The organism is Haloechinothrix salitolerans, assembly GCF_042662605.1.
Taxonomy (GTDB): domain Bacteria; phylum Actinomycetota; class Actinomycetes; order Mycobacteriales; family Pseudonocardiaceae; genus Haloechinothrix_A; species Haloechinothrix_A salitolerans.
In genome coordinates this window covers 4,889,880-4,913,441 of the sequence record NZ_JBHSXX010000001.1, presented here as the reverse complement: position 1 = coordinate 4,913,441, position 23,562 = coordinate 4,889,880, and the positions used below count along the sequence as shown (strand labels likewise).

The 23,562-nt window shown below is 68.5% G+C and carries 21 protein-coding genes; 13 read left to right on the top strand and 8 right to left on the bottom strand.

The features are described 5' to 3' along the window. Nucleotides 1-36 precede the first annotated feature (36 nt). Complete coding sequence (locus tag ACFQGD_RS23300; RefSeq protein ID WP_345394200.1) at nt 37-2,148, bottom strand: RecQ family ATP-dependent DNA helicase; 2,112 nt, start codon at nt 2,146-2,148, stop codon at nt 37-39. 279 nt (nt 2,149-2,427) lie between these two features. Here ACFQGD_RS23300 and nadD point away from each other — a divergent pair, with 279 nt between their 5' ends. From nadD to ACFQGD_RS23265, 7 genes are all read left to right on the top strand, one after another. Beyond that, the gene (nadD, locus tag ACFQGD_RS23295) at nt 2,428-3,018 is read left to right on the top strand and encodes a nicotinate-nucleotide adenylyltransferase (protein WP_345394197.1); all 591 of its coding nucleotides are present in this window, start codon (nt 2,428-2,430) and stop codon (nt 3,016-3,018) included. Nucleotides 3,019-3,077: 59 nt separating this feature from the next. Next, nucleotides 3,078-3,464, top strand: a complete 387-nt coding sequence (gene rsfS, locus ACFQGD_RS23290; protein WP_345394194.1) for a ribosome silencing factor — start codon at nt 3,078-3,080, stop codon at nt 3,462-3,464. Next, on the top strand, nt 3,461-4,075 hold the full coding sequence (locus ACFQGD_RS23285) for a histidine phosphatase family protein (RefSeq protein ID WP_345394191.1): 615 nt from the start codon (nt 3,461-3,463) through the stop codon (nt 4,073-4,075). The genes rsfS and ACFQGD_RS23285 overlap by 4 nt, the downstream gene beginning before the upstream one ends. A 91-nt stretch (nt 4,076-4,166) precedes the next feature. After that, the gene (octT, locus tag ACFQGD_RS23280; protein WP_345394414.1) at nt 4,167-4,904 is read left to right on the top strand and encodes a diglucosylglycerate octanoyltransferase; all 738 of its coding nucleotides are present in this window, start codon (nt 4,167-4,169) and stop codon (nt 4,902-4,904) included. Nucleotides 4,905-4,919: 15 nt separating this feature from the next. Then, nucleotides 4,920-5,774 carry a DegV family protein gene (locus tag ACFQGD_RS23275; RefSeq protein WP_345394188.1) on the top strand — a complete coding sequence of 285 codons (855 nt, stop codon included), beginning with the start codon at nt 4,920-4,922 and terminating at the stop codon, nt 5,772-5,774. 153 nt (nt 5,775-5,927) lie between these two features. After that, on the top strand, nt 5,928-6,698 hold the full coding sequence (locus ACFQGD_RS23270) for a ComEA family DNA-binding protein (protein WP_390183560.1): 771 nt from the start codon (nt 5,928-5,930) through the stop codon (nt 6,696-6,698). A gap of 47 nt (nt 6,699-6,745) precedes the next feature. Next, a complete protein-coding gene (locus ACFQGD_RS23265; protein WP_345394182.1) occupies nt 6,746-9,112 on the top strand; it encodes a DNA internalization-related competence protein ComEC/Rec2 in 2,367 nt (788 codons plus the stop codon). A gap of 67 nt (nt 9,113-9,179) precedes the next feature. On the opposite strand, the gene ACFQGD_RS23260 is transcribed toward ACFQGD_RS23265, so the two are convergent. The 5 genes from ACFQGD_RS23260 to ACFQGD_RS23240 form a co-directional block, all read right to left on the bottom strand. Beyond that, a complete protein-coding gene (locus ACFQGD_RS23260) occupies nt 9,180-9,638 on the bottom strand; it encodes a class F sortase (protein WP_345394411.1) in 459 nt (152 codons plus the stop codon). Nucleotides 9,639-9,847: 209 nt separating this feature from the next. Continuing rightward, nucleotides 9,848-10,501: an excalibur calcium-binding domain-containing protein gene (locus ACFQGD_RS23255; RefSeq protein WP_345394179.1), complete on the bottom strand. Its 654-nt coding sequence runs from the start codon at nt 10,499-10,501 to the stop codon at nt 9,848-9,850. Nucleotides 10,502-10,663: 162 nt separating this feature from the next. Further along, nucleotides 10,664-12,121 (bottom strand): hypothetical protein, encoded by a 1,458-nt coding sequence (locus tag ACFQGD_RS23250; RefSeq protein WP_345394176.1) that lies wholly within the window; start codon nt 12,119-12,121, stop codon nt 10,664-10,666. Continuing rightward, nucleotides 12,118-12,996, bottom strand: a complete 879-nt coding sequence (ehuB, locus tag ACFQGD_RS23245) for an ectoine/hydroxyectoine ABC transporter substrate-binding protein EhuB (RefSeq protein WP_345394173.1) — start codon at nt 12,994-12,996, stop codon at nt 12,118-12,120. The genes ACFQGD_RS23250 and ehuB overlap by 4 nt, the downstream gene beginning before the upstream one ends. Before the next feature lie 70 nt (nt 12,997-13,066). Beyond that, nucleotides 13,067-14,110: a class I mannose-6-phosphate isomerase gene (locus ACFQGD_RS23240; protein ID WP_345394170.1), complete on the bottom strand. Its 1,044-nt coding sequence runs from the start codon at nt 14,108-14,110 to the stop codon at nt 13,067-13,069. A gap of 143 nt (nt 14,111-14,253) precedes the next feature. Here ACFQGD_RS23240 and ACFQGD_RS23235 point away from each other — a divergent pair, with 143 nt between their 5' ends. Continuing rightward, on the top strand, nt 14,254-14,622 hold the full coding sequence (locus tag ACFQGD_RS23235) for a DUF3817 domain-containing protein (RefSeq protein ID WP_345394408.1): 369 nt from the start codon (nt 14,254-14,256) through the stop codon (nt 14,620-14,622). On the opposite strand, the gene ACFQGD_RS23230 is transcribed toward ACFQGD_RS23235, so the two are convergent. Continuing rightward, a complete protein-coding gene (locus tag ACFQGD_RS23230; RefSeq protein WP_345394167.1) occupies nt 14,623-15,120 on the bottom strand; it encodes a MarR family winged helix-turn-helix transcriptional regulator in 498 nt (165 codons plus the stop codon). 125 nt (nt 15,121-15,245) lie between these two features. Between ACFQGD_RS23230 and ACFQGD_RS23225 the strand changes: the two genes are divergently transcribed. After that, nucleotides 15,246-16,235: a tetratricopeptide repeat protein gene (locus tag ACFQGD_RS23225; protein WP_345394164.1), complete on the top strand. Its 990-nt coding sequence runs from the start codon at nt 15,246-15,248 to the stop codon at nt 16,233-16,235. Nucleotides 16,236-16,286: 51 nt separating this feature from the next. Here the strand turns inward: ACFQGD_RS23225 and ACFQGD_RS23220 are convergent, their stop codons facing one another. Next, nucleotides 16,287-17,714: a neutral zinc metallopeptidase gene (locus ACFQGD_RS23220; protein WP_345394162.1), complete on the bottom strand. Its 1,428-nt coding sequence runs from the start codon at nt 17,712-17,714 to the stop codon at nt 16,287-16,289. A 213-nt stretch (nt 17,715-17,927) separates the two neighbouring features. Between ACFQGD_RS23220 and glgP the strand changes: the two genes are divergently transcribed. From glgP to ACFQGD_RS23200, 4 genes are all read left to right on the top strand, one after another. Next, entirely contained in the window at nt 17,928-20,459 is a 2,532-nt protein-coding gene (glgP, locus tag ACFQGD_RS23215) for an alpha-glucan family phosphorylase (RefSeq protein ID WP_345394159.1), read from the top strand. 392 nt (nt 20,460-20,851) lie between these two features. After that, nucleotides 20,852-21,616, top strand: coding sequence for an ABC transporter ATP-binding protein (locus tag ACFQGD_RS23210; protein ID WP_345394405.1), 765 nt, complete (start codon nt 20,852-20,854; stop codon nt 21,614-21,616). 116 nt (nt 21,617-21,732) lie between these two features. Further along, nucleotides 21,733-22,512, top strand: a complete 780-nt coding sequence (locus tag ACFQGD_RS23205) for an enoyl-CoA hydratase/isomerase family protein (RefSeq protein WP_345394156.1) — start codon at nt 21,733-21,735, stop codon at nt 22,510-22,512. A gap of 8 nt (nt 22,513-22,520) precedes the next feature. Further along, the gene (locus ACFQGD_RS23200) at nt 22,521-23,513 is read left to right on the top strand and encodes a class I SAM-dependent methyltransferase (RefSeq protein WP_345394153.1); all 993 of its coding nucleotides are present in this window, start codon (nt 22,521-22,523) and stop codon (nt 23,511-23,513) included. Nucleotides 23,514-23,562: the final 49 nt, after the last annotated feature.

Below are 23,562 nucleotides of genomic sequence, written 5' to 3'. Positions count from 1 at the left end.
CCCCTCGTTCCCGGAGTCGGGAACGGGGATCACCAGTCAGTTGGTGGTTGCGAGGGTGAAGGGGAGCACGGCGGGGGCTCCAGCCGAGCGCAGGAGCCGGGTGGCCAGCGTCAGCGTCCAGCCGGTGTCGGTGTAGTCGTCGACCAGCAGCACCGGGCCGTCCAGCGACGCCAGGGAGTTCGCCATCGCCGTGGGCAGCGCCACCCGTTCCGACAGGTCTGCCACTCGGAGTGCGCTGTTCGCGCGCCGGACCGCGCCGCGCAGTTCGAGGAATCCCAGGCCGCGCAGCCTACCTACCGCCGCGAGCCGCTCCACCAGGCTTGTCACCAGGGTGGGCCGGGTTGACGACGGCAGACCGGCGACTGCCACCGGACGCTGCTCCCAGTCCCACTCCGCCAGCACCCGTACGCAGGCGTCGAACATCGCGGCAGGCACCGGGCCGTCCGCCGCACCGGTGCCAAGCACCTCCCGTAGCCGGGAGCCCCAGCCGATGTCGGTAAGCCTGCCGAGCGCGCGGCCCGGTTCGGCTCGCTCGTCCGCCTTAATCCGTCCGGACAACGACACCCCGAGTGACCCGAGCCCGGTCGGCCATTGACGTCGAGGCATGATCTCGACGCCCGGCCGCGCCAGCCGTTCACCCGTTGCTTCGACAGCCGAGGCATCGATGTCGGCGGACCACCGTTCGCCGGTGCAGTTGTCGCATCGCCCGCACGGTGCGGCGTGCGGATCATCGAGTTGGCGGAGCAGAAACTCCATCCGGCAGCCATCCGACTCGATGTACTCCCGGATCGCGGACCGCTCGGCGCGGCGGGCTCGGGCGACTCGCTCGTAGCGTTCCGCGTCGTAGTGCCAGCCTTGCCCGGTCGCTTCCCAGCCGCCTTTGACCCGCCGCACCGCACCATCGACGTCCAGCACCTTCAACACCAGCTCCAGCCGCGAGCGTGACAGCTCCACCATGGGCTCCAGCGCGGCGGTGGACAGCGGCTTTTCCTGCCCCTCAAGTGCCCGCAGCACCTGTGTGACCAGGTCTTCGCGTGGGAACGACAGCGACGCGAAGTACTCCCAGATCGCCTCGTCCTCCTGCCCAGGCAGCAGGATCACCTCGGCGCGATGGACGCCACGGCCAGCGCGGCCGATCTGCTGGTAGTACGCGATCGGTGATGACGGCGCGCCGACGTGCACGACGAACCCGAGGTCCGGTTTATCGAAGCCCATGCCAAGCGCCGATGTGGCCACCAACGCCTTGACCTCGTTGTTCAGTAGCTCCTGCTCGGCCTGCAACCGTTCGCCTGGTTCGGTTTTGCCGGTGTAGGCGGCGACGGCGAACCCACGATCGCGCAGGAAGGTGGCGATGTCGTGCGCGGCGGCGACCGTCAGCGTGTAGATGATGCCCGAACCGGGCAGCTCGTCGAGCCGCTCGGCCAGCCACGCCAGCCGTGCCTGCGGCGTGGGCAGCGTGACGACCGCCAGCCGCAGGCTCTCCCGGTCCAGCGGCCCTCGCAGCACCAGCGCGCCATCGGAACCTGACGCCGCCCCCGGCACCACCTGATCCGCGACGTCCGCCACCACGCGGTCGTTCGCCGTCGCGGTGGTCGCTAGCACCGGTACGCCGTCCGGGAGGTCGGCGATCAATGTGCGGAGACGCCGGTAGTCCGGGCGGAAGTCGTGGCCCCAGTCGGAGATGCAGTGCGCCTCGTCGACTACCAGGAGCCCCGCTGTCGCGGCCAGCTTCGGCAGCACGGCGTCCCGGAAATCCGGGTTGTTCAGTCGCTCCGGACTCACCAATAGAACGTCGACTGTGCCCTCCGCGATCGACGCCTGCACGTCGTCCCAGTCCTGTTGGTTGGCGGAGTTCATCGTCACCGCCGCGATCCCGGCGCGGCGCGCGGCCTCGATCTGGTTGCGCATCAGCGCCAGCAGCGGCGACACGATCACCGTCGGCCCTTCCCCGTACTCTCGCAGCAGTGCCGTCGCCACGAAGTACACCGCCGACTTGCCCCACCCGGTGCGCTGCACGACCAGTGCGCGACGTCGTTCGGCGACCAGTGCCTCGATCGCGCGCCACTGGTCGTCGCGCAAGAGAGCGTCGTCGCCCGCGAGGGCACGTAGTAAGGCCTCGGCACGGGTGCGCAGTGAGTGCGTGTCCACGCAGCAACGTCTACCGCATGGCACCGACAGCGAGCACGCGGGTGCGCCCAACACCCTGTGGCGGTGATCACGGTCTTTCACGCTCCGGATACGCATCATGACCCTGTTGCCCGCAAGTCCCCTGGGCGTATCGGTGCTCGCGGGGTAGCGCGGATACTTCCGGTGACGTGAGTTCGCCGGTCGGCGCGGTGCGCGGGTGTTGTTGTCAGGGGATTTCGGGGTCCACCCGCGCACCGCGTCGTGCTTCCGCTTTACCGCCGACGTAAGCTCGGGGCCGTTATGGCAGCACAACGACGGGTCGGCGTCATGGGCGGCACGTTTGACCCGATCCACAACGGGCACCTCGTCGCGGCGAGCGAGGTGCAATCGCGGTTTTCCCTCGATGAGGTCATCTTCGTCCCAACCGGTCAGCCGTGGCAGAAGTCGGACCGCGTGGTCAGTGATGCCGAGGATCGCTACCTCATGACCGTCATCGCGACCGCGTCCAACCCGGTGTTCACCGTCAGCAGGGTCGACATCGACCGCCCCGGCCCCACCTACACCGTCGACACGCTGCGGGAGCTGCACGAGCGCTATCCCGACGACGAGCTGTACTTCATCACCGGCGCCGACGCGATCGAGCAGATCCTGACCTGGCACGCCGTGGACGAGATGTTCGATTCCGCCCATTTCATCGGTGTCACCCGCCCGGGTTATGACCTGAACGACCACCACCTGCCCGAGGGCAAGGTCAGCCTGGTCGAGGTCACCGCGATGGCGATCTCGTCTACCGGCCTGCGGGAACGGGTACGCAAGGGGGAACCCGTTTGGTATCTCACCCCGGACGGTGTGGTGCGCTATATCGACAAGCACAAGCTCTACCGGGAGTGACGGGGCGGGCAGGTACGCTCGACCAGCACCCCAGTGACACGGCGAAGGAGCGAGCGACGGTGACAGCGACGGGCCAGGCACGTGAGCTGGCTGAGACGGCGGCACGGGCCGCCGCGGACAAGAAGGCGTCCAACATCGTCCTGCTGGACGTCTCGGACCAACTGGTCATCACCGACGTGTTCGTCATCGCATCGGCACCCAATGAACGCCAGGTCGGCGCCATCGTTGACAACGTCGAGGAAAAGCTCCTGGCCACCGGGCACAAGCCAGTACGCCGTGAGGGAGCTCGTGAGGGGCGGTGGGTGCTGTTGGACTACGTCGACGTCGTGGTGCACGTCCAGCACGACGAGGAGCGCGCCTTCTACGGTCTGGAGCGGCTCTGGAAGGACTGCCCGCAGCTCGAGGTCGACGGTCTTGAGCGGGTTGACGTCGGCGAGGAGCTGTGACTGAGCCGGGCGTCCGCAGGATCATCCTGTGGCGTCACGGCGAGACGTCATATAACGCCAGTGGTCGGATGCAGGGTCACATCGACACCGAGCTGACCGAGATCGGCTGGAACCAGGCGCGGTTCGCCGTGCCCGCGCTCGCTCGGTTCGCGCCGGACCTGGTCGTCGCATCTGACCTGCGGCGGGCGACCGACACCGCCACGGTGTTCACTGAGGGCATGGGCGTGCCGCTGCGCGTCGACAAGCGGTTGCGAGAGACCTGCCTTGGGCAATGGCAGGGGCTAACCGGCGCCGAGGTAGACGAGCGCTGGCCGGGGTATCGACGTCGTTGGCGGGCCGATGCGACTTGGGCACCGCCGGGCGGGGAATCCCGTGTCGAAGTAGCTGACCGGGCGTTCGAGATGGTCGAGGACTTGGAGCGGGAAGACTTGGACACCGTCCTGCTCGCCGCGCATGGCGGCTTGATCGTGGCGCTCACCGCGCGGTTGCTCGACTTGCCCGTCGAGCATTGGACGTTGCTGGGCGGTATCGGCAACTGTCACTGGGTGGAGCTCGGGCGAGCGGAAGGGCGGTGGCGGTTGCACGCCTACAACGCCGGGATGACCGGGTAGTCGCATGAGGAGTGCTCGCAGCTCCGAATCATCAAACACTGGGAGTGCTCGCAGCTCCGAATCATCAAACGCTGGGAGTGCTCGCGGCTCGCTGGGCACGCTGCTCGTGTTCGGCGACTCGCTGTGCTTCCACGGTCCTGATGGCCCGTACGCCGCCGACGAACCGAGGTTGTGGCCGAACCTCGCGGCGGCCGAACTGGGCGGTGAGGCGATCATGGTCGCTCAGCGTGGCTGGACAGCCCGTGACGTCTGGTGGTCGCTGGTCGGCGACCCGAGGGTGTGGGCGGATCTGCACCGGGTGGACGCAGTGGTGCTCGCGGTCGGTGGGATGGACTCATTGCCGTCGCCGTTGCCAACGTATCTGCGGACTGGGCTGCGCTACCTGCGCCCGGAGTGGTTGCGCCGGGCGGTGCGCGGCGCGTACCGGGCCGCGCAGCCGACGTTGTCCGTGGCGTTGCGTGGACGCCCGCTGGTGCTGCCGACCGCGCTGACCGTGCGGTACCTCGACGCGGCGGTGACCGCACTCCGGACGTTGCGTGCCGACCTGCCGATCGTCGCGGTGCTGCCGCCGAAGCACCGCGCGGCGTCGTACGGCTTCGTGCATACCGGCCGGGCGCGTACGGCGGCCGCGATCAGTTCCTGGGCGGGGCGGGTTGAGGTACCGATCGTGGATCAGGCTGCTGTCACCGGGGAACATGTCATGGCTGGTCGTGGCAACCCGGACGGTATGCATTGGGGTTGGGAAGGCCATGCTCAGATGGCGTCGGCGATGGCGGCAACACTCCGGCCGCTACTCGCCATGCGGCGCGAGGAGCACGGCGCGTGCTGATTTACGCTGGATGACGTGCAGGTCGCCGTCGTCACCGATTCCACAGCCTATCTGCCCGAGGGCTTCGCGGTTCGGCACGCCATCACGGTCGTGCCGTTGTACGTGCTCATCGATGGGGAGGAGGGCCTCGACGGCGTCGACGTCGACCAAAGCACGCTGGTCGACGCGCTGAAGGCCAAGCGCAAGGTGACGACGTCGATGCCGACGCCGACATCGTTCACCAAGGCGTATCGGGAGGCGCTGGACAACGGTGCGGACGCCGTGGTGTCGGTGCACATTTCGGGTGAATTGTCCGGTACCTGGGGTGCTGCGGTCGCTGCCGCCGACGAGGTCAACGCCGAACGCGGTGCGGGCTCGGTGCGCGTCGTGGACTCCAGAACCACCGTCATGGGGCTTGGCTTCGCCGCCGTGCGGGCTGCGGATGTCGCCACTCGCGGGGCGACCGGCGCCGAGGTTGAGGCCGCCGCGGTGTCCGCGGCGGCCCGTTCGCGGACGTTGTTCGTCGTGGAGACGCTGGAGCACCTGCGCCGCGGTGGCCGGATCGGAGCGGCTACGGCGGTACTCGGGACGGCGTTGGCGATGAAGCCGCTCCTGCACATCGACGACGGCAAGATCAAGCCGTTGGAGAAGGTGCGGACGCTCAGCCGGGCGATGACACGCCTGGCCGATCTCGCCGTGGAAGCCGCTGGTGACCAGCAGGTTGAGGTCGCGGTGCAGCACCTTGGCTCCTATGAGCGGGCTGCTCGGTTGGCTGAGCGGCTCGAAGAGCGGATCCCTGGCGTTGACGGGTGCGTCGTGGCCGAACTGGGGGCGGTGATCGGGGCGCATACCGGTCCCGGAGTCGTCGGGGTGGTGGTCCAACCCGTCTGACGCCGAAGCGTCAGCACACCGTCGTATCCACAGGTCGGTAGCTGTCCACAGCCCCGATCAGGGGTCTGGCACTGGCCATGAGCGGTTTCTAACGTCACCGCCATGTTCGCGCAGCTACCCTTCGTAGATCAGTTCCGTACCGTTCGTGGCGCCATGGCTCATGCGCGGTTAAGTCGGCTGTGGCAGCGTCCAACGGAAGCTGGTGGAAATCTCGATCGGACGCAAAGCCTCGCGTCACACCCGGCGCCTGATGCGTCGGTTGACCCAGCTGAGTCGTCCAATGACCTGCCTGGGCCCGAGCCGTCGCCACGCGCCTGGCTGACACGGCTCGCCGCCGCACTCGGCGCGTTGGGTGCGGTCGTCACGGTCGCGGTTCTGTTGCTGACGAGCAGCCCAGAACCAGAGCCAGCGCCGCCGTTGCCCATGGCCGTCCACGACACGGCGACGACCACAGCGGAGCCCACCGCGACCAGCGGCGCCCCCTCGCGACTTGTCGTCAGTGTGGTGGGCAAGGTGGCTGAGCCGGGCCTGGTCACGGTCGAAAAGGGCGCCAGGGTCGCCGACGCCCTTGAGGCGGCCGGCGGCGCCAGCGGCGGAGCGAACCTGGCGACCATCAATCTGGCTCGCAAGCTCTCTGACGGCGAGCAAATCTACGTCGATGTTCCAGTTCCAGCCGGAATGACCGCTGCCACGGCAGCCGACTCCTTGGACGACTCGGCGGCACGGGTCGATCTGAACGCCGCCACGGAAGCGGAGTTGCTGGAACTGCCAGGAGTGGGGGAGGTGACGGCGCAGCGCATCCTTGAATGGCGTGCGGAGCATGGCCCCTTCGCCAACGTCGAGCAGCTGCGCGAGGTGTCGGGCATCGGGGAACAGCGGCTGGCTGATCTCAGGGAGCGCGTGACCGTTGTCGCCGCGGAATGACACCGGACCTCGGTGCCACGAGACGGTCCCTGTCCGCCACACCCCCGATGACCTCGGTGCTGGCCGACCGCGCGCGGCACGACTTCCGGCTGGTACCCGCCGCCATGACCGTGTGGCTCGCCGGGCTCCTCGGGTTGCTAGGTACGTGGTGGTTGGCGGCGCTGTGTGGCGGAGGCGTGCTCGCGACGTCCGTGCTCCCCGCCGTGCGGCGTTCGGGATTCGGTCGACGCCACGGTGCCGCCGCGCTCGGGGTGGTGGGCGTGCTGTGCGCGGTGCCGGTGACGCTGGTTCTCCACGGCGCTGAGCATGATCCGCTGCGTACCGTCGCCGCCAGCGGTGGTGAGGCGGTGCTGGACGTCGCGCTGACCAGTCGGGCTCGCGCCATCCGCGCGGCGGGGTACGCGGGAGAGCCTTCCGGCGGCGGCCGGGTCGTGCTTCACGCCGATGTCGAGCGGGCCGTAGTGGAAGGAGAGCCTGTCGCGAGTACGGGCCGAGTGCTGCTGATCGCGTCAGGGGAAGGTTGGTCGGGGTTGGTGCCAGGACAGCGGCTACGAGCCACCGGGACACTGGCGCCAGCGTCGTCCGGCGAGCTACTGGTAGCGGTATTGCGCGTACGCGCCGAACCCACGCGGGTGACATCGGCGCCGTGGTGGCAGCGCGCCGCCCGGTCGATGCGCCATGCCTTGCGAGCGGTGTCCGCGGGTGTGCTCGATCCCGACGAGGCGGGCTTGTTGCCCGGGCTGGTCGTCGGAGACACCTCGGCGTTGCCGCTGCGGGTGGAGGAGGAGTTCCTCGATGCGGGCATGTCTCACCTGACGGCGGTATCCGGATCCAACGTCGTGATCGTGGTCGGTGCGGCGTTCGTGTTGCTGCGCCTGCTGCGCATTGGGCCGAGGGCATCGGCCGTGATCGGTGGAGCGGTATTGCTGGGGTACGTGATTCTGGTCGGATCCGAGCCGAGCGTGTCGCGGGCGGGCGTGATGGGCGCGGTCGGGCTGCTCGCTCTCGCGCTCGGGAGGAATCGGTCGGCGCTGCCTGCCTTGGCGTTCAGCGTGATCGTATTGGTGCTGGCCGATCCCGCGATGGCTGTCAGTATCGGATTCGCCCTGTCCGTGGTGGCGACGGCGGCGCTGGTCCTGCTCGCGCCGACGTGGGTCGCGGCGGCGCGACGTCGTGGTGTGCCCGCGGGTGTAGCCGAAGGTATCGCGGTTCCGTTGGCGGCGTTCGTCGCGACCACGCCGATCATCGCGGGGACGTCAGGGGAAGTCAGCTTGGTAACGGTGGCGGCCAATGTGCTGGCGACACCTGTTGTCGCTCCCGCCACCGTGCTCGGTGTGGTGGCGGCCGGGTGCGCGATGGTCGCGCCCGCGTTGGCGGAGGCAGCGGTGTGGCTGGCAGGCCCTCTGGTGAGTTGGCTCGTGCTCGTCGCCCGGGAAGCCGCGAGCGTGCCTGGCGCCGTGATCGGATGGCCGGACGGTTGGTGGGGCGGGCTCGTCGCCGCGTTCATGTGTATCGGCGTCCTTGTGGCGGTGCGTTCCCGCCTGTTACTGACAGTGCTCACCGCCGGGTCGGTGGGAGTCGCCATCGTCGCGATCCCGGTGTTCGTCGTGATGCCGGGCTGGCCACCACCGCGATGGGTGTTCGTGGCCTGCGACGTTGGCCAGGGCGACGGCCTTGTGCTGTCGACGGGAGAGCGTGGCAGCGCGGTCGTGGTCGACGCCGGTACTGAACTCGGCGATATCGACCGGTGCCTCGATCGGCTGGATGTCGAACGAGTACCGATGGTGGTCCTGAGCCACCTGCACGCCGACCACATCGGTGGCTTGGCTGCCGTGCTCGATGGACGTGCGGTGGGAGCCATAGCCGTCGGAGAAGGCCGCACACCGGACTGGGCATGGCGGCAGGTCGTGGCGACGGGGCGCCGGTTTGACGTCACGGTGTTGGAGCTGTCGGCGGGCCAGCGGCTGACTTGGCCGAGCCTGCGACTACGGGTGCTTGGCCCCCGGTACGTGCCACCGCCCGACCCGGACGCGGACGGTACGGAGGTCAACAACGCGTCGGTGGTGCTCAAGGCCGAGACTTCTGCGGGAAGCGTGTTGCTCACGGGCGACGTCGAACTCGCCGCGCAGGCGGATTTACTGGCAGCGGGGGAAGATCTGCGTGCCGATGTGCTCAAGGTGCCGCACCACGGAAGCAGCTCCACACTGCCAAGATTCCTGGACGTCGTGGATCCCACTGTCGCCGTGATCAGCGTTGGCGCGAGGAACCGATACGGTCACCCGAACACCATGCTGATCGACGAGTTGCGTAGCGGGGGAGCGGCCGTCGTGCGCACTGACATCAGTGGTGACATCGCGCTTGTCGCGGTTGATGGCGGACTGCGGATCGTGCCCGCACGGGCGCGCTCGCCTTAGCTCAGCGGACGAGCTTGAGACCGGAGGACCGTGGGAACTCAGCGTCGGCCGAGACGTCCGGTACGTCTTATCGCTCTGGCGCGACGAGGCGTGCGAAGGCGATGATGTTGTCCTCGTAGCTGTCAGCTGCGCTGTCGAACTCCCCGCCACAGGTGATCAGTCGCAATCCAGCGTGGTCGATGTCGCCATATACGCGCTCGGTAGGGAAGCGCGCTTTGGGGTACTGCTCCACACGTTTGACCGCGAACACCGCGCGCGTGCCATCCGCGCGGGAAACCACGACACGGCTTCCCGGCGTCAGCTCGTGCAGCCGGGCGAACGGACCGTCTTCGCCGTCCCAATTGACGTGTGCGGCGATGATCGCGGGGCCGAGTTCCCCTGGCGTTGGTGCGCCCGTGTACCACCCGGCTTGGTCCGCGCCGGGCGGCACTTCCAACGACCCGTCTGACTGCAGACCGAGGTCCATGATTGGGGCGGTCACGTCCAGCGATGGGATCGCTAGGTCGACGGGTTCGGCAGGGGACATCGGGGCGACGTCCCGCTTCGGTGTGCTAGCCGTTGGCTCGTTCTTCGTTGGTTGTGCGGCGCGAGCCTCGCTGGTAGCCGGAGTATGTGGTGTGGCGGGTTCCTCGGGTGTACCGCAGCCTGTGGCACTCGTGGCCAGCACGAGCGCAACCCCCGTCAGCGCTGTGAACAGTGCTCGGCGGGGGTTGCCGTGCTCGACGTGATTACGCGTCACCGCTGGGTTGCCCCCCGGTGAGCGCGGCGTGCGACCAGGGCCGTTCCGCCCGCCGCGGCGAGCACCAGTCCGCCGCCGAGCAGGTAAATGCCGTCGCTGTCGGCGCCACCACCGGTTTCGACGCCACCCTGCGGAACCTGTTCGACCTGGCCTCCGGTGTTGGTCGATTGGTCTCCTTGGCCGTCGTCCGCCGGTTGCTGTTGGCCATCGCCAGATCCGCCGCCCGCAGGCAGCGACTCGCATGCGACGCCGTCGTTGTCCCCGTCCAGGTTGGACGGATCACTTGGATCCTTTTCGTACTCCGCCTGGGCTTCCTCTTGGGTGGCGAAGTCAGAGCAGTCATACTGGTCGCCGCTGGCCTGGCCGCCTTGGTTGCCGCCATCATCTTGGCCGTCCTGGTGGCCATCGGATGGCTGCTGGTCGTCGCCAGATCCCTCGCCGGACGGCAGTGACTCGCAAGCGACACCGTCGCCGTCACCATCGAGGCCGTGGGGATCGCTCTTATCCTTCTCGTACTCTTCTTGTGCCTCTTCTTGCGTCTCGAAGTCAGAGCAATTGTAGTCCTGCTGCGCGAGCGCGGGCGCTGTGAGCGTTAGGGACGTTCCCGCTGCCAGTGCGACGGCCGCAAGGGCGGCTCCGAACTTAGACATACAACTCCATAGGGTTGAAACGGATCGAGTTACTCCCCGACTTCGCCATGTCAACGGCGCGCGTTACGCAACGACCGTTACCGAATTCCCAACTGCTTGACGATGTGGCCGAGGGAATTGAAATGTGCGCGAAAAACGGCGTCCGGAACGTCGGACACAGTGTCAGCGGTATTCGCGGAGGCGCTGCCAGACGCCGGCTCCGGCGGCGAGTGCGATGAACCCGCTCAGGGTTATGACGCCGGTCGTCATGGCGGTCATCGCAGAGCGGGCCGCGGTGATCTCGTCGTTGATGTCGTGGCGGACGTCGTCGACGGCGGCCCCGAGTGCGTCGTCGACGGTGGTGAACGATCCCGCGCCCGGTGACCCAAGCAGCGCCTCGACGGCACCGGCTTGGGCAGCGCCCGCGGCGCTCAAGATGACGTCATGTTGGTTCAACCAGACGTCGGCGGCGGCAGCGGCCTTGTCGATCTGATCCCGGATCTCCGCGTCGTCGGTAGCCGCTTTCGCCAAGGCGAGTTCTCCGCCCGAGCGCGCCGAGTCGCCGGCGTTGGGATCACCCGTGCCGGAGTCGTCGGCGCCCGACCCCACCAGTCGCTCTCGCAGGTCGATGAACCGTTGCTGATAGCGGCTGGTGTCGTGATCGTCGCGGGCCGAAACCAGTAACAGTGCCTCGTTGCCGCGGGCGGCGAGCGCGGTGATGCGCGCGTCGGTCAGTGCATCGCCAACCTGGGTGCCTTCCTCGGCCGAGCGCTCGGCATGTGCGCCCGCCGTCACCGCGCCCGCCATCGTCCATACGAGCATCGCGGCAGCCGCGGCGGTCGCCGCCACCAGCCCGACGTTGATCAGACGGTTGGTGCGCCGCCGCAACCACACCTGCGCGCCGACCAGCGCACCAAGCAACAACCCGATCAGCACCAACTCCAGCACCGGAAACGACATCGCCGACAGTTGCTTGTCGGCCACACGCGCCCGTGTGGCTTGGTGCAACTCCCGGGCGGCGGGTAGCAGGTGTGCGCGCATCGCATCGGCGGCGAGTAGCTGGTACGTCGACGCGACCGGCTCACCCTGGCGGTTGTACGCCCTGGCCGTCTCGATCAGCACCGTGTACTCCGACAGCCGCCCTGGCAACGTGCCGAGCAGGTTGCGCCGCCCGGGGTCAGAATCTTCGTCGCGCGAAGCGACCAGCGTCGCGAGCGCGGACTGCGCCTCGCTGATCGCCGCCTCATACGCGGTCTCGTAGCGCACCCGGTCGGTCGCCCGGTTCTGGTCTCGCGCGAGGAACGCCGCCGCGGCCGCGGTGTCCGCCGTGGACAGCGACCGGTGGAACTCGGCGGCAGCCACTCGCAGTTGCCCGGATGACGTGGCGAGGTCAGCCAGTGTCTGCTGCCGGGACCGCACGCTCAGCGACGTCACCAGCCCGACGATCAACCCAGCGATGACCAGCGCCACCAGCAGCACACCCCACTGGCCCGGCGTGCTGCGCAGCAAATCTTTACGGCGCATTCCCCGTGTGGACGGTCGCTCCGCGCGCTCGGCGACGTCCTCGATCACGGTGCCGGCCCCGATCGCACCAGGAGCTTCGGGCGCGCCGTCAGCCGTGGCGGTGTCCTGCTCGGTCATGCGTCACCGCACAGCTGCTCGGTGGTGACATCCGGCGGGGGCACGTTCCGCTCGCTGAATCCGAACGGTTTCACGATACGTAGCCATTCACCGGATTCCTTGAGCCTTCGCAGTCCGGTGTTGAACGCCGCGACGAAATCCGTCGCGCCGCGTGGAAAGGTGAACGCGCCGATACCCGGCGTCGAGCCGAGCAGGAACGGTTCGCTCTTCGCCAAGCCTGAACCCGGGTTCTGTTCCAACAGCCACGCCGCCGTCGTGTCGAGCGTGGCCGCGCCGTACACGCGACCGTCTCGCACCGCGCGGAACACGCTGTCCTGGTCGCCCAGCGTCACGATCTGCTCCTCCGGTACACCGGCCTCGACCGCGTAGCCGAGCTCGACCCCGCCGGTGAGTACCGCGATGAGGACGTCCTTGCCGGGGATGTCCTGGAACCGAGTGATGCCCTTCGGATTGCCTTCTGGCACCAGGAACGCCGACTCCACTTGGTAATCCGGGATGGGGAACGCCGCATCGGCGCACCGCGACGGGTTGATGAACATGCCAGCCGCGACAAAGGCGTAGCGACCCGCTTTGAGTCCAGGGATGAGCTGGCGGAAGTCGGCCAGGACACCTTCCAGTTTCGTGATGCCGTAGTCGCGCAGCACCGCTCGCGCCACCTCGGGCGCCTCGCCGGTGAGCCTGCCGGTCTCGTCGAGGAATCCGTATGGCGCCTCGTTGGCGAAGCCGACCTTGATCGTGCCGGTTCGCTGCGCTGCCTGGAAGCTAGTACTCGCCTCGTCCGGCCCGCAGCCGGCCAGCGTGACGACCCCGGTCGCCGCCGCCCCGCGCAGGAGGGTGCGACGAGTCAGGGCGCGTGGCCCGTTGCCGGTGGACACGTCGCGGGCACCTCTCCGTTCTCTCGACAGCCGCACGGGGCGTGGCGTTAACGTAACTGGCGAGCGTCAGTCATGACACCGTTTCGCCCGGATTGGGCACCGTAGGGGGCCGACACGCGATCACGTCGAGCGCCCCATCGAGTCCACTGAGTCGTGCCGGTCCGGCAGCGTGCGGGACGACGACGGTGGTGCCCCGAGCCAGCGGCAGGGGTGCGCCGTTATCGGTGTGCAGCGTACCGCTGCCGCCCAGCACGACGATCACGGCGAAGCCCGGCTCCACGGTCGCACCACCCGACAGACGGTCAGCGCGGAAGAAGTCGTCCGCCGCGTCGGCCAGCAGCGACCCGGACTCGCGGCGGGTGAGCAGCGTCGCGAGCCGATCGTTGTCCCAGGCGGAACGGTCCAGCGCCGCGAGTGCCCGCTCGAAGCCGATACCGAGGTGCGCCTGCTCGGCGGTGTCCAAGAAGTCCAGCCACTCCAATGTCAGTGACAGGTCGCTCGGCTGCTGGAGTTCGAGCACGAACACACCCTCACCGATGGCGTGCGGCAGCCCGGCGGGGATGACCAACGCGTCGCCCGTGCGCACCGGGATCTCATTGAGCGCGCCGAGCAGCGCGGCACCGTCCTGCTCGGACACCCAGCGGTACGCCATCGCCTCGTCGACGTCGTCGCGAAACCCCGCCCAGACCCTCGGCCGCTCACCTGTGGTGCCCAGCACCAGCCATGCCTCGGTCTTGCCACAGGCCGCGCTGAGGTGCGTGCGCGCGAAGTCGTCCGAAGGATGGCAGTGCACCGGAAGTCGCTGTCCGGCGTCGAGGAGTTTGACCAGCAACGCGGTGCTGTGCCCGAACCGGGCGACGTGCTCGCCGCCCAGCCAGCCGTATGGATCGCCTCGAACCGCGTCCGCGAGGCGGGTACCCTCCGCGAGCACGCTCAGTCCCGTGCCCGCTGTACCGAACCGCGCCGTCGCGGACGCGACCCAGTCCTCGGGCCGGTGGTCGTCCAATACCGGAAGACCCCGGAACGCGGCGATCGCGGCGCCGCCTCGGTAGAAGTGCGGCGGCTGGTTCGGGGACAAGGGTTCGGCTTTCGGCCGCTGCTGCGCGTCATTCATATGCCCAGTGTCCCGGTGACCACCGTCACGCTTCAGAATGAATACCGGAGCGGCACGACAGGCCGCTGTTGGCGGGTTCAGCGCTGAGCCCACATCCCCACTCAGTGAGCGAGAACCGCCTTTTCGTGTGTCTGGAGGAAATCGTGGTTGGCAAGGCCGCAACGGTGTTCCGGATCATCGCAGTCGCCGAGGCACTGTCCTGGGCAGCGCTGCTCGCGGGCATGTTCGTCAAGTACGTGATCGAGTTCGGTGAGGGCGGCGTGCCCGTCATCGGAATGGTGCACGGCATCCTGTTCGTGGCCTACGTCGTGACGACGCTGGCCCTGCACCGGATCTTCGGTTGGGACGGCAAGACGCTGCTGCTCGCGCTCGTCGCGAGCGTGCCCCCGCTGTGCACTTGGTGGTTTGAGCTGTGGGCGCTGCGCTCCGGCAAGTTCGACGGCCCGGAGATCGACCGGCACGCGGGTGTCGCGCTGTACCTGCCGCGCGGCCGCGAGGGGGCGCCCGCCTGATCACTCGAAGTCGCCGGTGGCTTTCCGCACCCTGGTCAGCAACTCGATGAGTTGATCGGTTTGCCTACCGGTCAGTCCGCTCAGGCCGAAGTCGATGTCGGTGACCGCCTTCGTCGCCAAAGCGCAACGGTCCCGACCGGCCTGGGTGATCTCGACCAGCGTGGTGCGTCGATCCGTCGGGTGCGGTAGCCGGGTGACCAGGCTGTCCGCCTCCAGCCGGTCGACGATGTTGGTGACGCTGGTGGGGTGCAGCTGCAGCCGTTCTCCCATGACCCGCATCGGCAGACTGCCACGCCGGGCGAAGGTCAGCAGCACCAGCGCCTCGAACCTGGCGAAGGTGAGCTTGTGCGGCTTGAGCGCGCCGTCCACCGCGGACTGGATAATCTGCTGCACGCGCATGATGCCCGTGGCGGCGGCCATGGTTCGCGCGGGTCCGATGCGTTCCTCCCACAGTTCCGCGGCGCGGGCGATGGGGTCGAACGGCAGCGGATCATTCATGGCGGTGAAGCTACCAACACCACCGCCGTCGGTTCGACGGCGACTGGCCGTGAGGTGTAATGGTTCACTGGATCCAAGACTCGGGTCATGGTGAGCGTCTTGGCGTTTCGTGCCAGGATGGTGGCGTGACACAACCACCCGGATCAGCACCGAGATCAGGTGCGCAATCAGCACAACCCTCACCCGCGGCGTCGGCGTCGCTCGCGGGCGCGGTCGACCTGTCCGGACTCAAGCAGCGGGCGGAAGCAGCCTCCCAGCAGCAAGCGGCAAGCGGCGGGCAGCAGGCAGGGTCGCCAAGCGCCGGTGGTGCCGTCATCGACGTCACGGAGTCGAGCTTCCAGTCCGACGTCGTCGAGCGCTCCATGCAGCAGCTCGTCGTCGTCGACCTGTGGGCGGAGTGGTGCGGGCCGTGCAAGCAGCTCGGCCCGCTCCTCGACAAGCTGGCCAACGAGGCCAACGGCGCCTGGGTGCTCGCCAAGGTCGACGTCGACGCGAACCCGCGCATCGCGCAGTTGTTCGGGGCGCAGTCCATCCCGACGGTCGTCGCCATCGCTGGGGGCCAACCGGTCGACGCGTTCTCCGGCGCGCTGCCGGAGCCGGAGATCCGCAAGTGGCTGACCTCGCTGCTCGACGCGCTACGGGACAAGCTGCCTGGTATCAAGGCCGCCGAGGAAGCGGGCGGACAGGCCGAGGTCGAGGAGCCGGAGGACCCCCGGTTCACCGAGGCGGAGGCCGCGTTCGAGCGGGGTGACTTCGCCGAGGCCGAGGCCGCCTACCAGCGCATCCTCCACGAGGAGCCGGCCAACACCGAGGCCCAGGCCGCGCTGAACCAGGTGCGCTTCGCCGCGAGGACCGACTCGATCGACCCCGCTGTCATCGAGACGTCGAACGCCGACCCTGCCGACCCGAAGGCCGCTATGGCCGCCGCCGATGTCGAGGTCGCGCGGCAGCGACCAGAAGACGCGTTCGCCCGACTGATCGCGGCCATCCGCGTCAACGCTGGTGACACCAAGGACGAGCTGCGCAACCACCTCGTCGAGCTGTTCGAGCTGTTCGACCCGGCCGACGAACGTGTGATCAAGGCACGGCGGGACCTGGCCAGCGCGCTGTTCTGAGTCCGCTCCGACCGATCGGGTGCGGGCGCCACCACCCGCACCCGATCGGTGCTAGCTGTAGCGCGTGGTGCAGGTGTCCGGACCGTTGTTATAGCCGACGCGGAACGCCTCGATGCGCAGGAACCCGCTGGGCACGGAGTTGCCATCGACGTCAGAGGCGATCAAGCTGTTCGGCTGTAGCATCTCAAGCACCGCCTCGTCGACGTCGCCCGGTGAGAGCCGGACGACCTTGTCGACCTGGCGAGGCTGGTTAGCGGCCCCGGCCCACGAACCGACGAGGCATGCGGTGCGGAGCCCGGTCAGCGGCCCGTCCAGCGGCAGCCCTTCGGTCTGCTGCACCGACAGGACGTACCGGGATGCGATCGATGCCCACGCCGCGAAGTCGCCCTTGCCAGGAGAGGCCTTGCCCTGCCGTTCGGCCGCGATGTCGAGCGGTCGCGCGATCCGCGTCAGCTCCGCCACGTTGAGCACCACGGTCCGCTCGCCAGCGCAGTAGACCGCGGCGCGACCGCTGTGGTCGCAGCCGCCATCGGCGACGATCTCTGCGCTACCGGTGCCGCCGAACGCCGCGTCGAGGCTTTCCTTGATCAGTGCCACGTTGTCCGGTGTGACCGGCAGATCGCCCTGGTTGGTGTCCTGCTCGCTGAACTCCTGCTGCGTCGTCCGCTCCTCGACCAGCGCCTTGTCGTACCCCGCGCATGTGGTCGGCCCCCGCTCGAAGCCCTCCTGGAAGGCATAGGCGCGGTCGAACGACGTGCCGTGCGCACCCTGCTCGCCGTGCAGCATCCCTGGCGCGTCCCGCACGAAGTACAGCGAGCTGAGCGAGGCGTTCAGGCCCTCTGCGGTGGAGACGCGCAGGTACGCGCTGTTGTCCGCGACCACCCAGCGTAGGTAGGACCCGGTGAAGCAGTCCGCCTGGAGTTCCTTCACGATCGACGTCGTTCCCGCGGTGATGCCCGCCTTGTCGCCGAGCCGGTGCTGCACCGCGTGGCCGTACTCGTGCGCCATGACGGTCACCGGCGCCAACCGGCCGAACTTCGCCATCATGCCCCGCAGCAGTACGCCCCTGTCCCACGCCACGATGTCGCCGCGCTCACAGAAGAAGGCGTTCGGCTGGTTCAGCGTGCCGCACGGCGTCGGGATGGCGTCCGTGCTGGAGTCATACGAGATCAGCCTGCTGACCGGCTCGAACTCCATGCCGAAGTCGGCGGGCAACGTCTCGCCCCAGTAGTCGTTGAGGTCGGCGATGGTGGCGGTCGCCAGTGTGTCGACCTCGTCGCTCGACGCGTTCTCCACCGTGACGTCCGGCGCGGGCGCGTCCGGTTTAAGCCCGCTCTCGAAGTGGGTGACGTCGAAGCCACCGACCTTGGTGACGTCGAGAGGTATGGCCTGCCCCTCGGTCGCCTGCTCGCACCCCGTGATCGTGGCCAGCGTTAGCGCCGCCGCGACCGCCGCTATCGCGCTGCGTGCGGGAAACATCCTGTGATCCACTCCTCCTCGGCCCCCAGCCAGGCCGTTTCCTCGGCCCCCAGCCAGGCCGTTTCCTCGGCGCCGACTGGCCGAACCCTACCGAGCAACCGAGACGCCCGCGCGTGGTCTGTGCCGCTCGCGGTGTCCGTCCGCCGCGCCCGGTGGAATGGCACGCGGCCGGATCACGACCATGCGTCACCCGGGTGCCGATACTCTCCAGACATGAAGGCAGTCCGACGGTTCACCGTGCGCGCCCGTGTACCCCAACCGCTGGCGGGTCTGACCGAGCTGGCGACCAACCTGCGCTGGACATGGCACCCGGAGACCAGAGAACTGTTCAAGGCCATGGACCCGGACCTAGCCGCCGAGGTCGGCGGCGACCCGTTACGCATCCTGACCGGCGTCACACCGGCGCGGCTGGACGAGTTGGCCGACGACGAGGACTTCATCGCCCGTACCAGGGCGGCCAGCGAGGAACTGCATCGCTACCTTACCGAGCCCCGCTGGTATCAACAGCTCGCCCAGCAGGACGGCAACAGCGCTGACGGCACGCCGCTGCCACGCGGCATCGCCTACTTCTCTATGGAGTTCGGCGTCACCGAGGCGTTGCCGAACTACTCTGGCGGGCTCGGCGTGCTGGCCGCCGACCACCTGAAATCCGCCTCCGACCTGGGCGTTCCTGTCATCGGTGTCGGGCTGCTGTATCGCGCGGGGTACTTCAGGCAGTCGCTGTCGATCGACGGTTGGCAGGTCGAGCACTACCCGGTGATCGACCCCAGCGGGCTACCGCTGTCCCGGCTGGAGGACGAGGATGGCGAGCCGGTGCTGGTCGACGTCGCCATGCCGTGTGGGCGCGACTTGCTCGCGCAGGTGTGGCAGGCCACCGTCGGCAGGGCGCCGCTACTGCTGCTCGATACCGACATCGAGGAGAACGACGAGGACCTGCGCTCGGTCACCGACCGGCTCTACGGCGGCGACACCGACCACCGCATCCGGCAGGAACTGCTCGCGGGGATCGGCGGCGTGCGAGCCGTGCGCCGGTACTGCGCACTGTCCGGTCACCCGCGTCCCGAGGTCTTCCACACCAACGAGGGACACGCCGGGTTCCTCGGTGTCGAGCGGGCGCGGGAGCTGGTGGCCGAGGCCGGGTTGTCGTTCGACGAGGCGGTCTCGGCGGTGCGGGCGGGCACCGTGTTCACCACCCACACCCCGGTGCCCGCCGGGATCGACCGGTTCCCGGTCGAGAAGATGCGCCGTTACTTCGGTGACGGCAGGCTCGTGCCCGGCATCGACGTCGAGCGGGTGCTCGAACTCGGCGCGGAGGACAACCCAGGCCTGTTCAACATGGCGCACATGGGGCTGCGGCTCGCGCAGCGCGCCAACGCCGTCTCGCGGCTGCACGGTGCGGTGTCGCGGCGGATGTTCGCGCGGTTGTGGCCCGGCTTCTCGGAGGACGAGATCCCGCTGCGCTCGGTCACCAACGGCGTGCACGGGCCGACCTGGACCGCGCGCGAGATGAGCGACCTGCTCGCCGACGACGACGTCACCGACGCCGACCTGTGGCGGGTGCGCCGCGAGCTGCGGCAACGGCTGATCACCGAGGTGCGACGCAGGCTGCGGGACTCTTGGCTGCAGCGGGGCGCGTCGGCGCTTGAGCTGGGCTGGACCGAGCGGGTGTTCGACCCTGACGTCCTCACGGTGGGTTTCGCCCGCCGCGTGCCGACCTACAAGCGGCTCACGCTGATGCTGCGCGACCCCGAGCGGCTGCGGCGCATCCTGCTGGATGAGCGCAGGCCGGTGCAGGTCGTCGTCGCGGGCAAGTCGCACCCGGCCGACGAGGGTGGCAAGGCGTTGATCCAGCAGATCGTGCGGTTCGCCGATGACCCCGATGTCCGGCATCGGATCGTGTTCCTGCCGGACTACGACATGTCGCTGGCGCGCTACCTGTACTGGGGCTGCGACGTCTGGCTGAACAACCCGACCCGGCCGTTGGAGGCCTGCGGCACCTCAGGCATGAAGTCGGCACTGAACGGCGGGCTCAACCTGTCCATCAAGGATGGCTGGTGGGAGTACTACTACGACGGCAGCAACGGCTGGGCGATACCGACAGCGGACGGCATCAAGGACCCGCTGCGCCGCGACGATCTCGAGGCAGCCGCGCTGTACGAGTTGATGACGCAGCAGGTCGCGCCGCTGTTCTACGACCGAGACGGTGACGGCGTGCCGAAAGGCTGGTTGTCGATGGTCTGGCACACACTCGCCACGCTCGGGCCGAGCGTTCAGACGTCGCGGATGCTGCGTGAGTACGTCGAGCGCTACTACCTGCCCGCTGCCGCGTCGGTCGCGGCGACGTCGGCCGACGGCTACCGGGGTGCGCGCGAGTTGGCGGACTACCGTGCCCGGTTGGACGAAGCATGGCAACACGTCAGGGTGAGCGATTCGTCGCTCAGCGCCGTCGACACCGATGGCAAGGGCGAGTGGGTAGTCGGCGCTCCGGTGCGGGTGACGGCGACAGTGGGGCTGGCGGGGTTGTCGCCAAGCGAGGTCGACGTCCAGGCGGTGCTCGGCAAGGTCGGTGACACCGACGACCTCCACGACGTCGTGACGGTGTCGATGCGGCACGAATCGAACGGGGCCTTCGCCGCCGAGGTGCCATTGCCCCATGCGGGGGCACTCGGTTACACCGTGCGGGTGCTGCCGCGTCACGATTTGCTCGCGAGCCCCGCTGAGCTGGGCAAGGTCGTGTTGCAGTAGCGGCTGTGGGTCGCGCGAGAATGCCGGTACGGTGGTCACAGTGCCAGGGCCGGTGCCGCATGCGACCGGTGTGGGTGATGTCATGGTGGCGGACCGTGGTAATCGACGACAGCGCTCGGGAAGGCTGGCCAACTCGTGGTTGGCCTTGTGACCCAGTTCCCCGCGCTGCCGGACGAATGACGGCGAGGTGATGACGGCCGATGGGGTGGGCGCGCTCAGCGATGCAGATGCTTGAGCAGTGGCGCAAGCCGTTCGATGAGCTAGGTGAGCCGGGTACGGGCGTGGAGCGGCAGCTAGGACAGAATGGCGCGGTGACCCCCGATCGATCGACATCGGACGCCCCCGAGACCGCCGAATCGTCGCCGCTCGTGCTGGAAGACCTCGTCGTGCACATGGACGACGTCGTGGTGCGGCGCGGACAGAACCAACTGCTCAGCAAGCTCACCTGGTCGGTCGAGCTGGATGAGCGGTGGGTCGTCCTCGGCGCGAACGGTGCGGGTAAGACCACGCTCCTACGCATCGCGGCGGCCGAACTGCATCCGACCTCCGGCTCGGTGCACCTGCTTGGGGAACAGCTCGGGAAGACCAACGTCTTCGAACTGCGGCCGAGGATCGGATTCACCTCCGCGGCGTTGGCAAACCGGGTGCCGCCGGACGAGACCGCCCGCGACGTCGTGCTCAGTGCCGGATACGCGGTGATGGGCCGGTGGCGTGAGCACTATGACGAGATCGACCACGATCGGGCGGAAGAACTGCTCGGCGGGTTGGGCATCGCCGCGCTGGCCGACCGCAAGTTCGGCACCCTCTCCGAGGGCGAGCGCAAGCGCGCGCTAATCGCCCGCTCGTTGATGACCGACCCGGAGATGCTGCTGCTCGACGAACCTGCCGCCGGGCTCGACCTCGGTGGCCGCGAGGACCTGGTTGCCCGGCTGTCGGTGCTCGCCATGGATCCGGACGCGCCCGCGACCGTGCTGGTCACTCACCATGTCGAGGAGATCCCGCCCGGCTTCACCCATGTGCTGTTGTTGCGCGACGGCGAGGAGGTCGCCAGCGGCCTGATCGAGGACGTGCTCAGCAGCGAGAGCCTGTCTGAGACGTTCGACCAGCAGCTGGTCCTGGAACGCTCGGGTGACCGGTTCTTCGCGCGCCGCCGGTGATAGCGCGGCACGGTAGGTTGGCCTGAGACTGCGGCATGGCCTGTCGCAGCGCCGAACATACTCACGAGTAGCATTCGGGCACGGCGTCCGTGGCCGCGGAGATGAGGAGGAAGCGCGTGGCAGAGTTCGTACGCTTTGAGGTCGAGGCCGGTATTGGCACGATCCGGCTGGACCGGCCCCCGGTGAACGCGCTCAACAAGCAGATGCAAGAGGAGATCCGCGCGGCGGCCCACGAGGCGACCGAGCGGGACGACGTGGCCGCGGTCATCATCTACGGCGGCGAGAAGACGTTCGCCGGTGGTGCGGACGTCAAGGAGTTCGCCGCGATGTCCTACGCCGACATGCTCGACCGCGCGCCCGGCCTCAGCTCATCGCTGTCGTCGGTCGCCGAGATTCCGAAGCCGACGGTCGCCGCCATCACCGGCTACGCGCTCGGCGGCGGCCTCGAACTCGCGCTGGCCGCCGACCGCCGCATCATCGGCGACAACGTCAAGGTCGGCCAGCCGGAGATCTTGCTCGGCATCATCCCGGGTGCGGGCGGCACGCAGCGGCTCGCGCGTCTCATCGGCCCGAGCAAGGCCAAGGACTTGGTCTACACCGGCCGGTTCGTCAAGCCGGACGAGGCGCTCTCGCTCGGCATCGTTGACGAGGTCGTCGCGCCGGACGACGTCTACCGTGCCGCCCGTGGTTGGGCCGAGCAGTTCGTCGGCGGGGCGAGCCGGGCACTCGCGGCGGCGAAGGCAGCCATCGACGGCGGGCTGGACAACGACCTCGCCAGCGGACTCAAGCTGGAAAGCCACTTGTTCGCCGGGCTGTTCGCCACCGAGGACAGGACCGAGGGCATGCGCTCGTTCATTGAAAACGGTCCCGGCAAGGCGACCTTCACCGGAAAGTGAGCGACGCCGTGACCGAAGTGATCGATCCCGCGGCGCCCGACCCGGCGCCGCACCCACATGCCACCGAGGACGAGGTGCGGGCCGCTTACGACGACCCGAAGCTCGCGAACGTGCTCTACCACGACTGGGAGGCGGGCACCTACGACGAGAAGTGGTCGATCTCGTACGACGAGCGCTGCATCACCTACGCCGTCGACGTCTTCCGCGCCGCGGCTGGTGTGGAGGACACACCGTACGAGACGGCGATGGAGCTGGGTAGCGGCACCGGGTTCTTCCTGCTCAACCTGATGCAGGGCGGGGTGATCAAGAAGGGATCGGTCACCGATCTCTCGCCGGGCATGGTGCGGGCCGCGCTGCGCAACGCCGAACACCTCGGCCTCGACGTCGATGGCAGGGTCGCCGACGCGGAACGCCTGCCTTACGACGACGACAGCTTCGACCTGGTCATCGGGCACGCGGTGCTGCACCACATCCCCGACCTGCGGACCGCGTTCCGCGAGGTGCTGCGGGTGCTCAAGCCGGGTGGGCGGTTCGTGTTCTGCGGTGAGCCGACCCGGATCGGCGACGCCTACGCGCGCAAGCTCGGTCAGCTGACCTGGTGGGCGACAACGAACCTGACTCGGTTGCCCGCGTTGCGTGGCTGGCGACGTCCGCAGCAGGAGTTGGACGAGTCCTCGCGTGCCGCCGCGTTGGAGGCCGTCGTCGACCTGCACACGTTTGACCCGGCTGAGCTGGAGCGGACGGCGCTCGGGGCGGGCGCGGTCGACGTCCGCGCGGTGACGGAGGAGTTCGCGGCCGCGCTGTTCGGCTGGCCGGTACGGACCTTCGAGGCCGCGGTACCGGACGAGAAGCTGACACCCGCGTGGCGACTGTTCGCGTATAAGGCGTGGCTGCGGTTGTCCGCACTGGACAAGCGCGTGCTGTCCCGGGTGCTGCCGCGTTCGGTGTTCTACAACGTGATGATCACCGGCACGAAGCCACCGGGGCCGGTGTCGCTGTAGGCAGGGGTGCTGGAGGCGCGCTGGCGCTGCCCGGCTCTCGACGCTGTTG

What these genes read in the sequence shown, in the direction of transcription:
- nadD (WP_345394197.1), top strand. Translation starts at nt 2,428, where the DNA reads ATGGCAGCACAACGACGGGTCGGCGTCATGGGCGGCACGTTTGACCCG.
- ACFQGD_RS23270 (WP_390183560.1), top strand. Translation starts at nt 5,928, where the DNA reads ATGGCTCATGCGCGGTTAAGTCGGCTGTGGCAGCGTCCAACGGAAGCT.
- ACFQGD_RS23265 (WP_345394182.1), top strand. Translation starts at nt 6,746, where the DNA reads ATGACCTCGGTGCTGGCCGACCGCGCGCGGCACGACTTCCGGCTGGTA.
- ACFQGD_RS23260 (WP_345394411.1), bottom strand. Translation starts at nt 9,638, where the DNA reads ATGTCCCCTGCCGAACCCGTCGACCTAGCGATCCCATCGCTGGACGTG.
- ACFQGD_RS23255 (WP_345394179.1), bottom strand. Translation starts at nt 10,501, where the DNA reads ATGTCTAAGTTCGGAGCCGCCCTTGCGGCCGTCGCACTGGCAGCGGGA.
- ACFQGD_RS23250 (WP_345394176.1), bottom strand. Translation starts at nt 12,121, where the DNA reads ATGACCGAGCAGGACACCGCCACGGCTGACGGCGCGCCCGAAGCTCCT.
- ACFQGD_RS23240 (WP_345394170.1), bottom strand. Translation starts at nt 14,110, where the DNA reads ATGAATGACGCGCAGCAGCGGCCGAAAGCCGAACCCTTGTCCCCGAAC.
- ACFQGD_RS23230 (WP_345394167.1), bottom strand. Translation starts at nt 15,120, where the DNA reads ATGAATGATCCGCTGCCGTTCGACCCCATCGCCCGCGCCGCGGAACTG.
- ACFQGD_RS23220 (WP_345394162.1), bottom strand. Translation starts at nt 17,714, where the DNA reads ATGTTTCCCGCACGCAGCGCGATAGCGGCGGTCGCGGCGGCGCTAACG.
- glgP (WP_345394159.1), top strand. Translation starts at nt 17,928, where the DNA reads ATGAAGGCAGTCCGACGGTTCACCGTGCGCGCCCGTGTACCCCAACCG.
- ACFQGD_RS23210 (WP_345394405.1), top strand. Translation starts at nt 20,852, where the DNA reads ATGGACGACGTCGTGGTGCGGCGCGGACAGAACCAACTGCTCAGCAAG.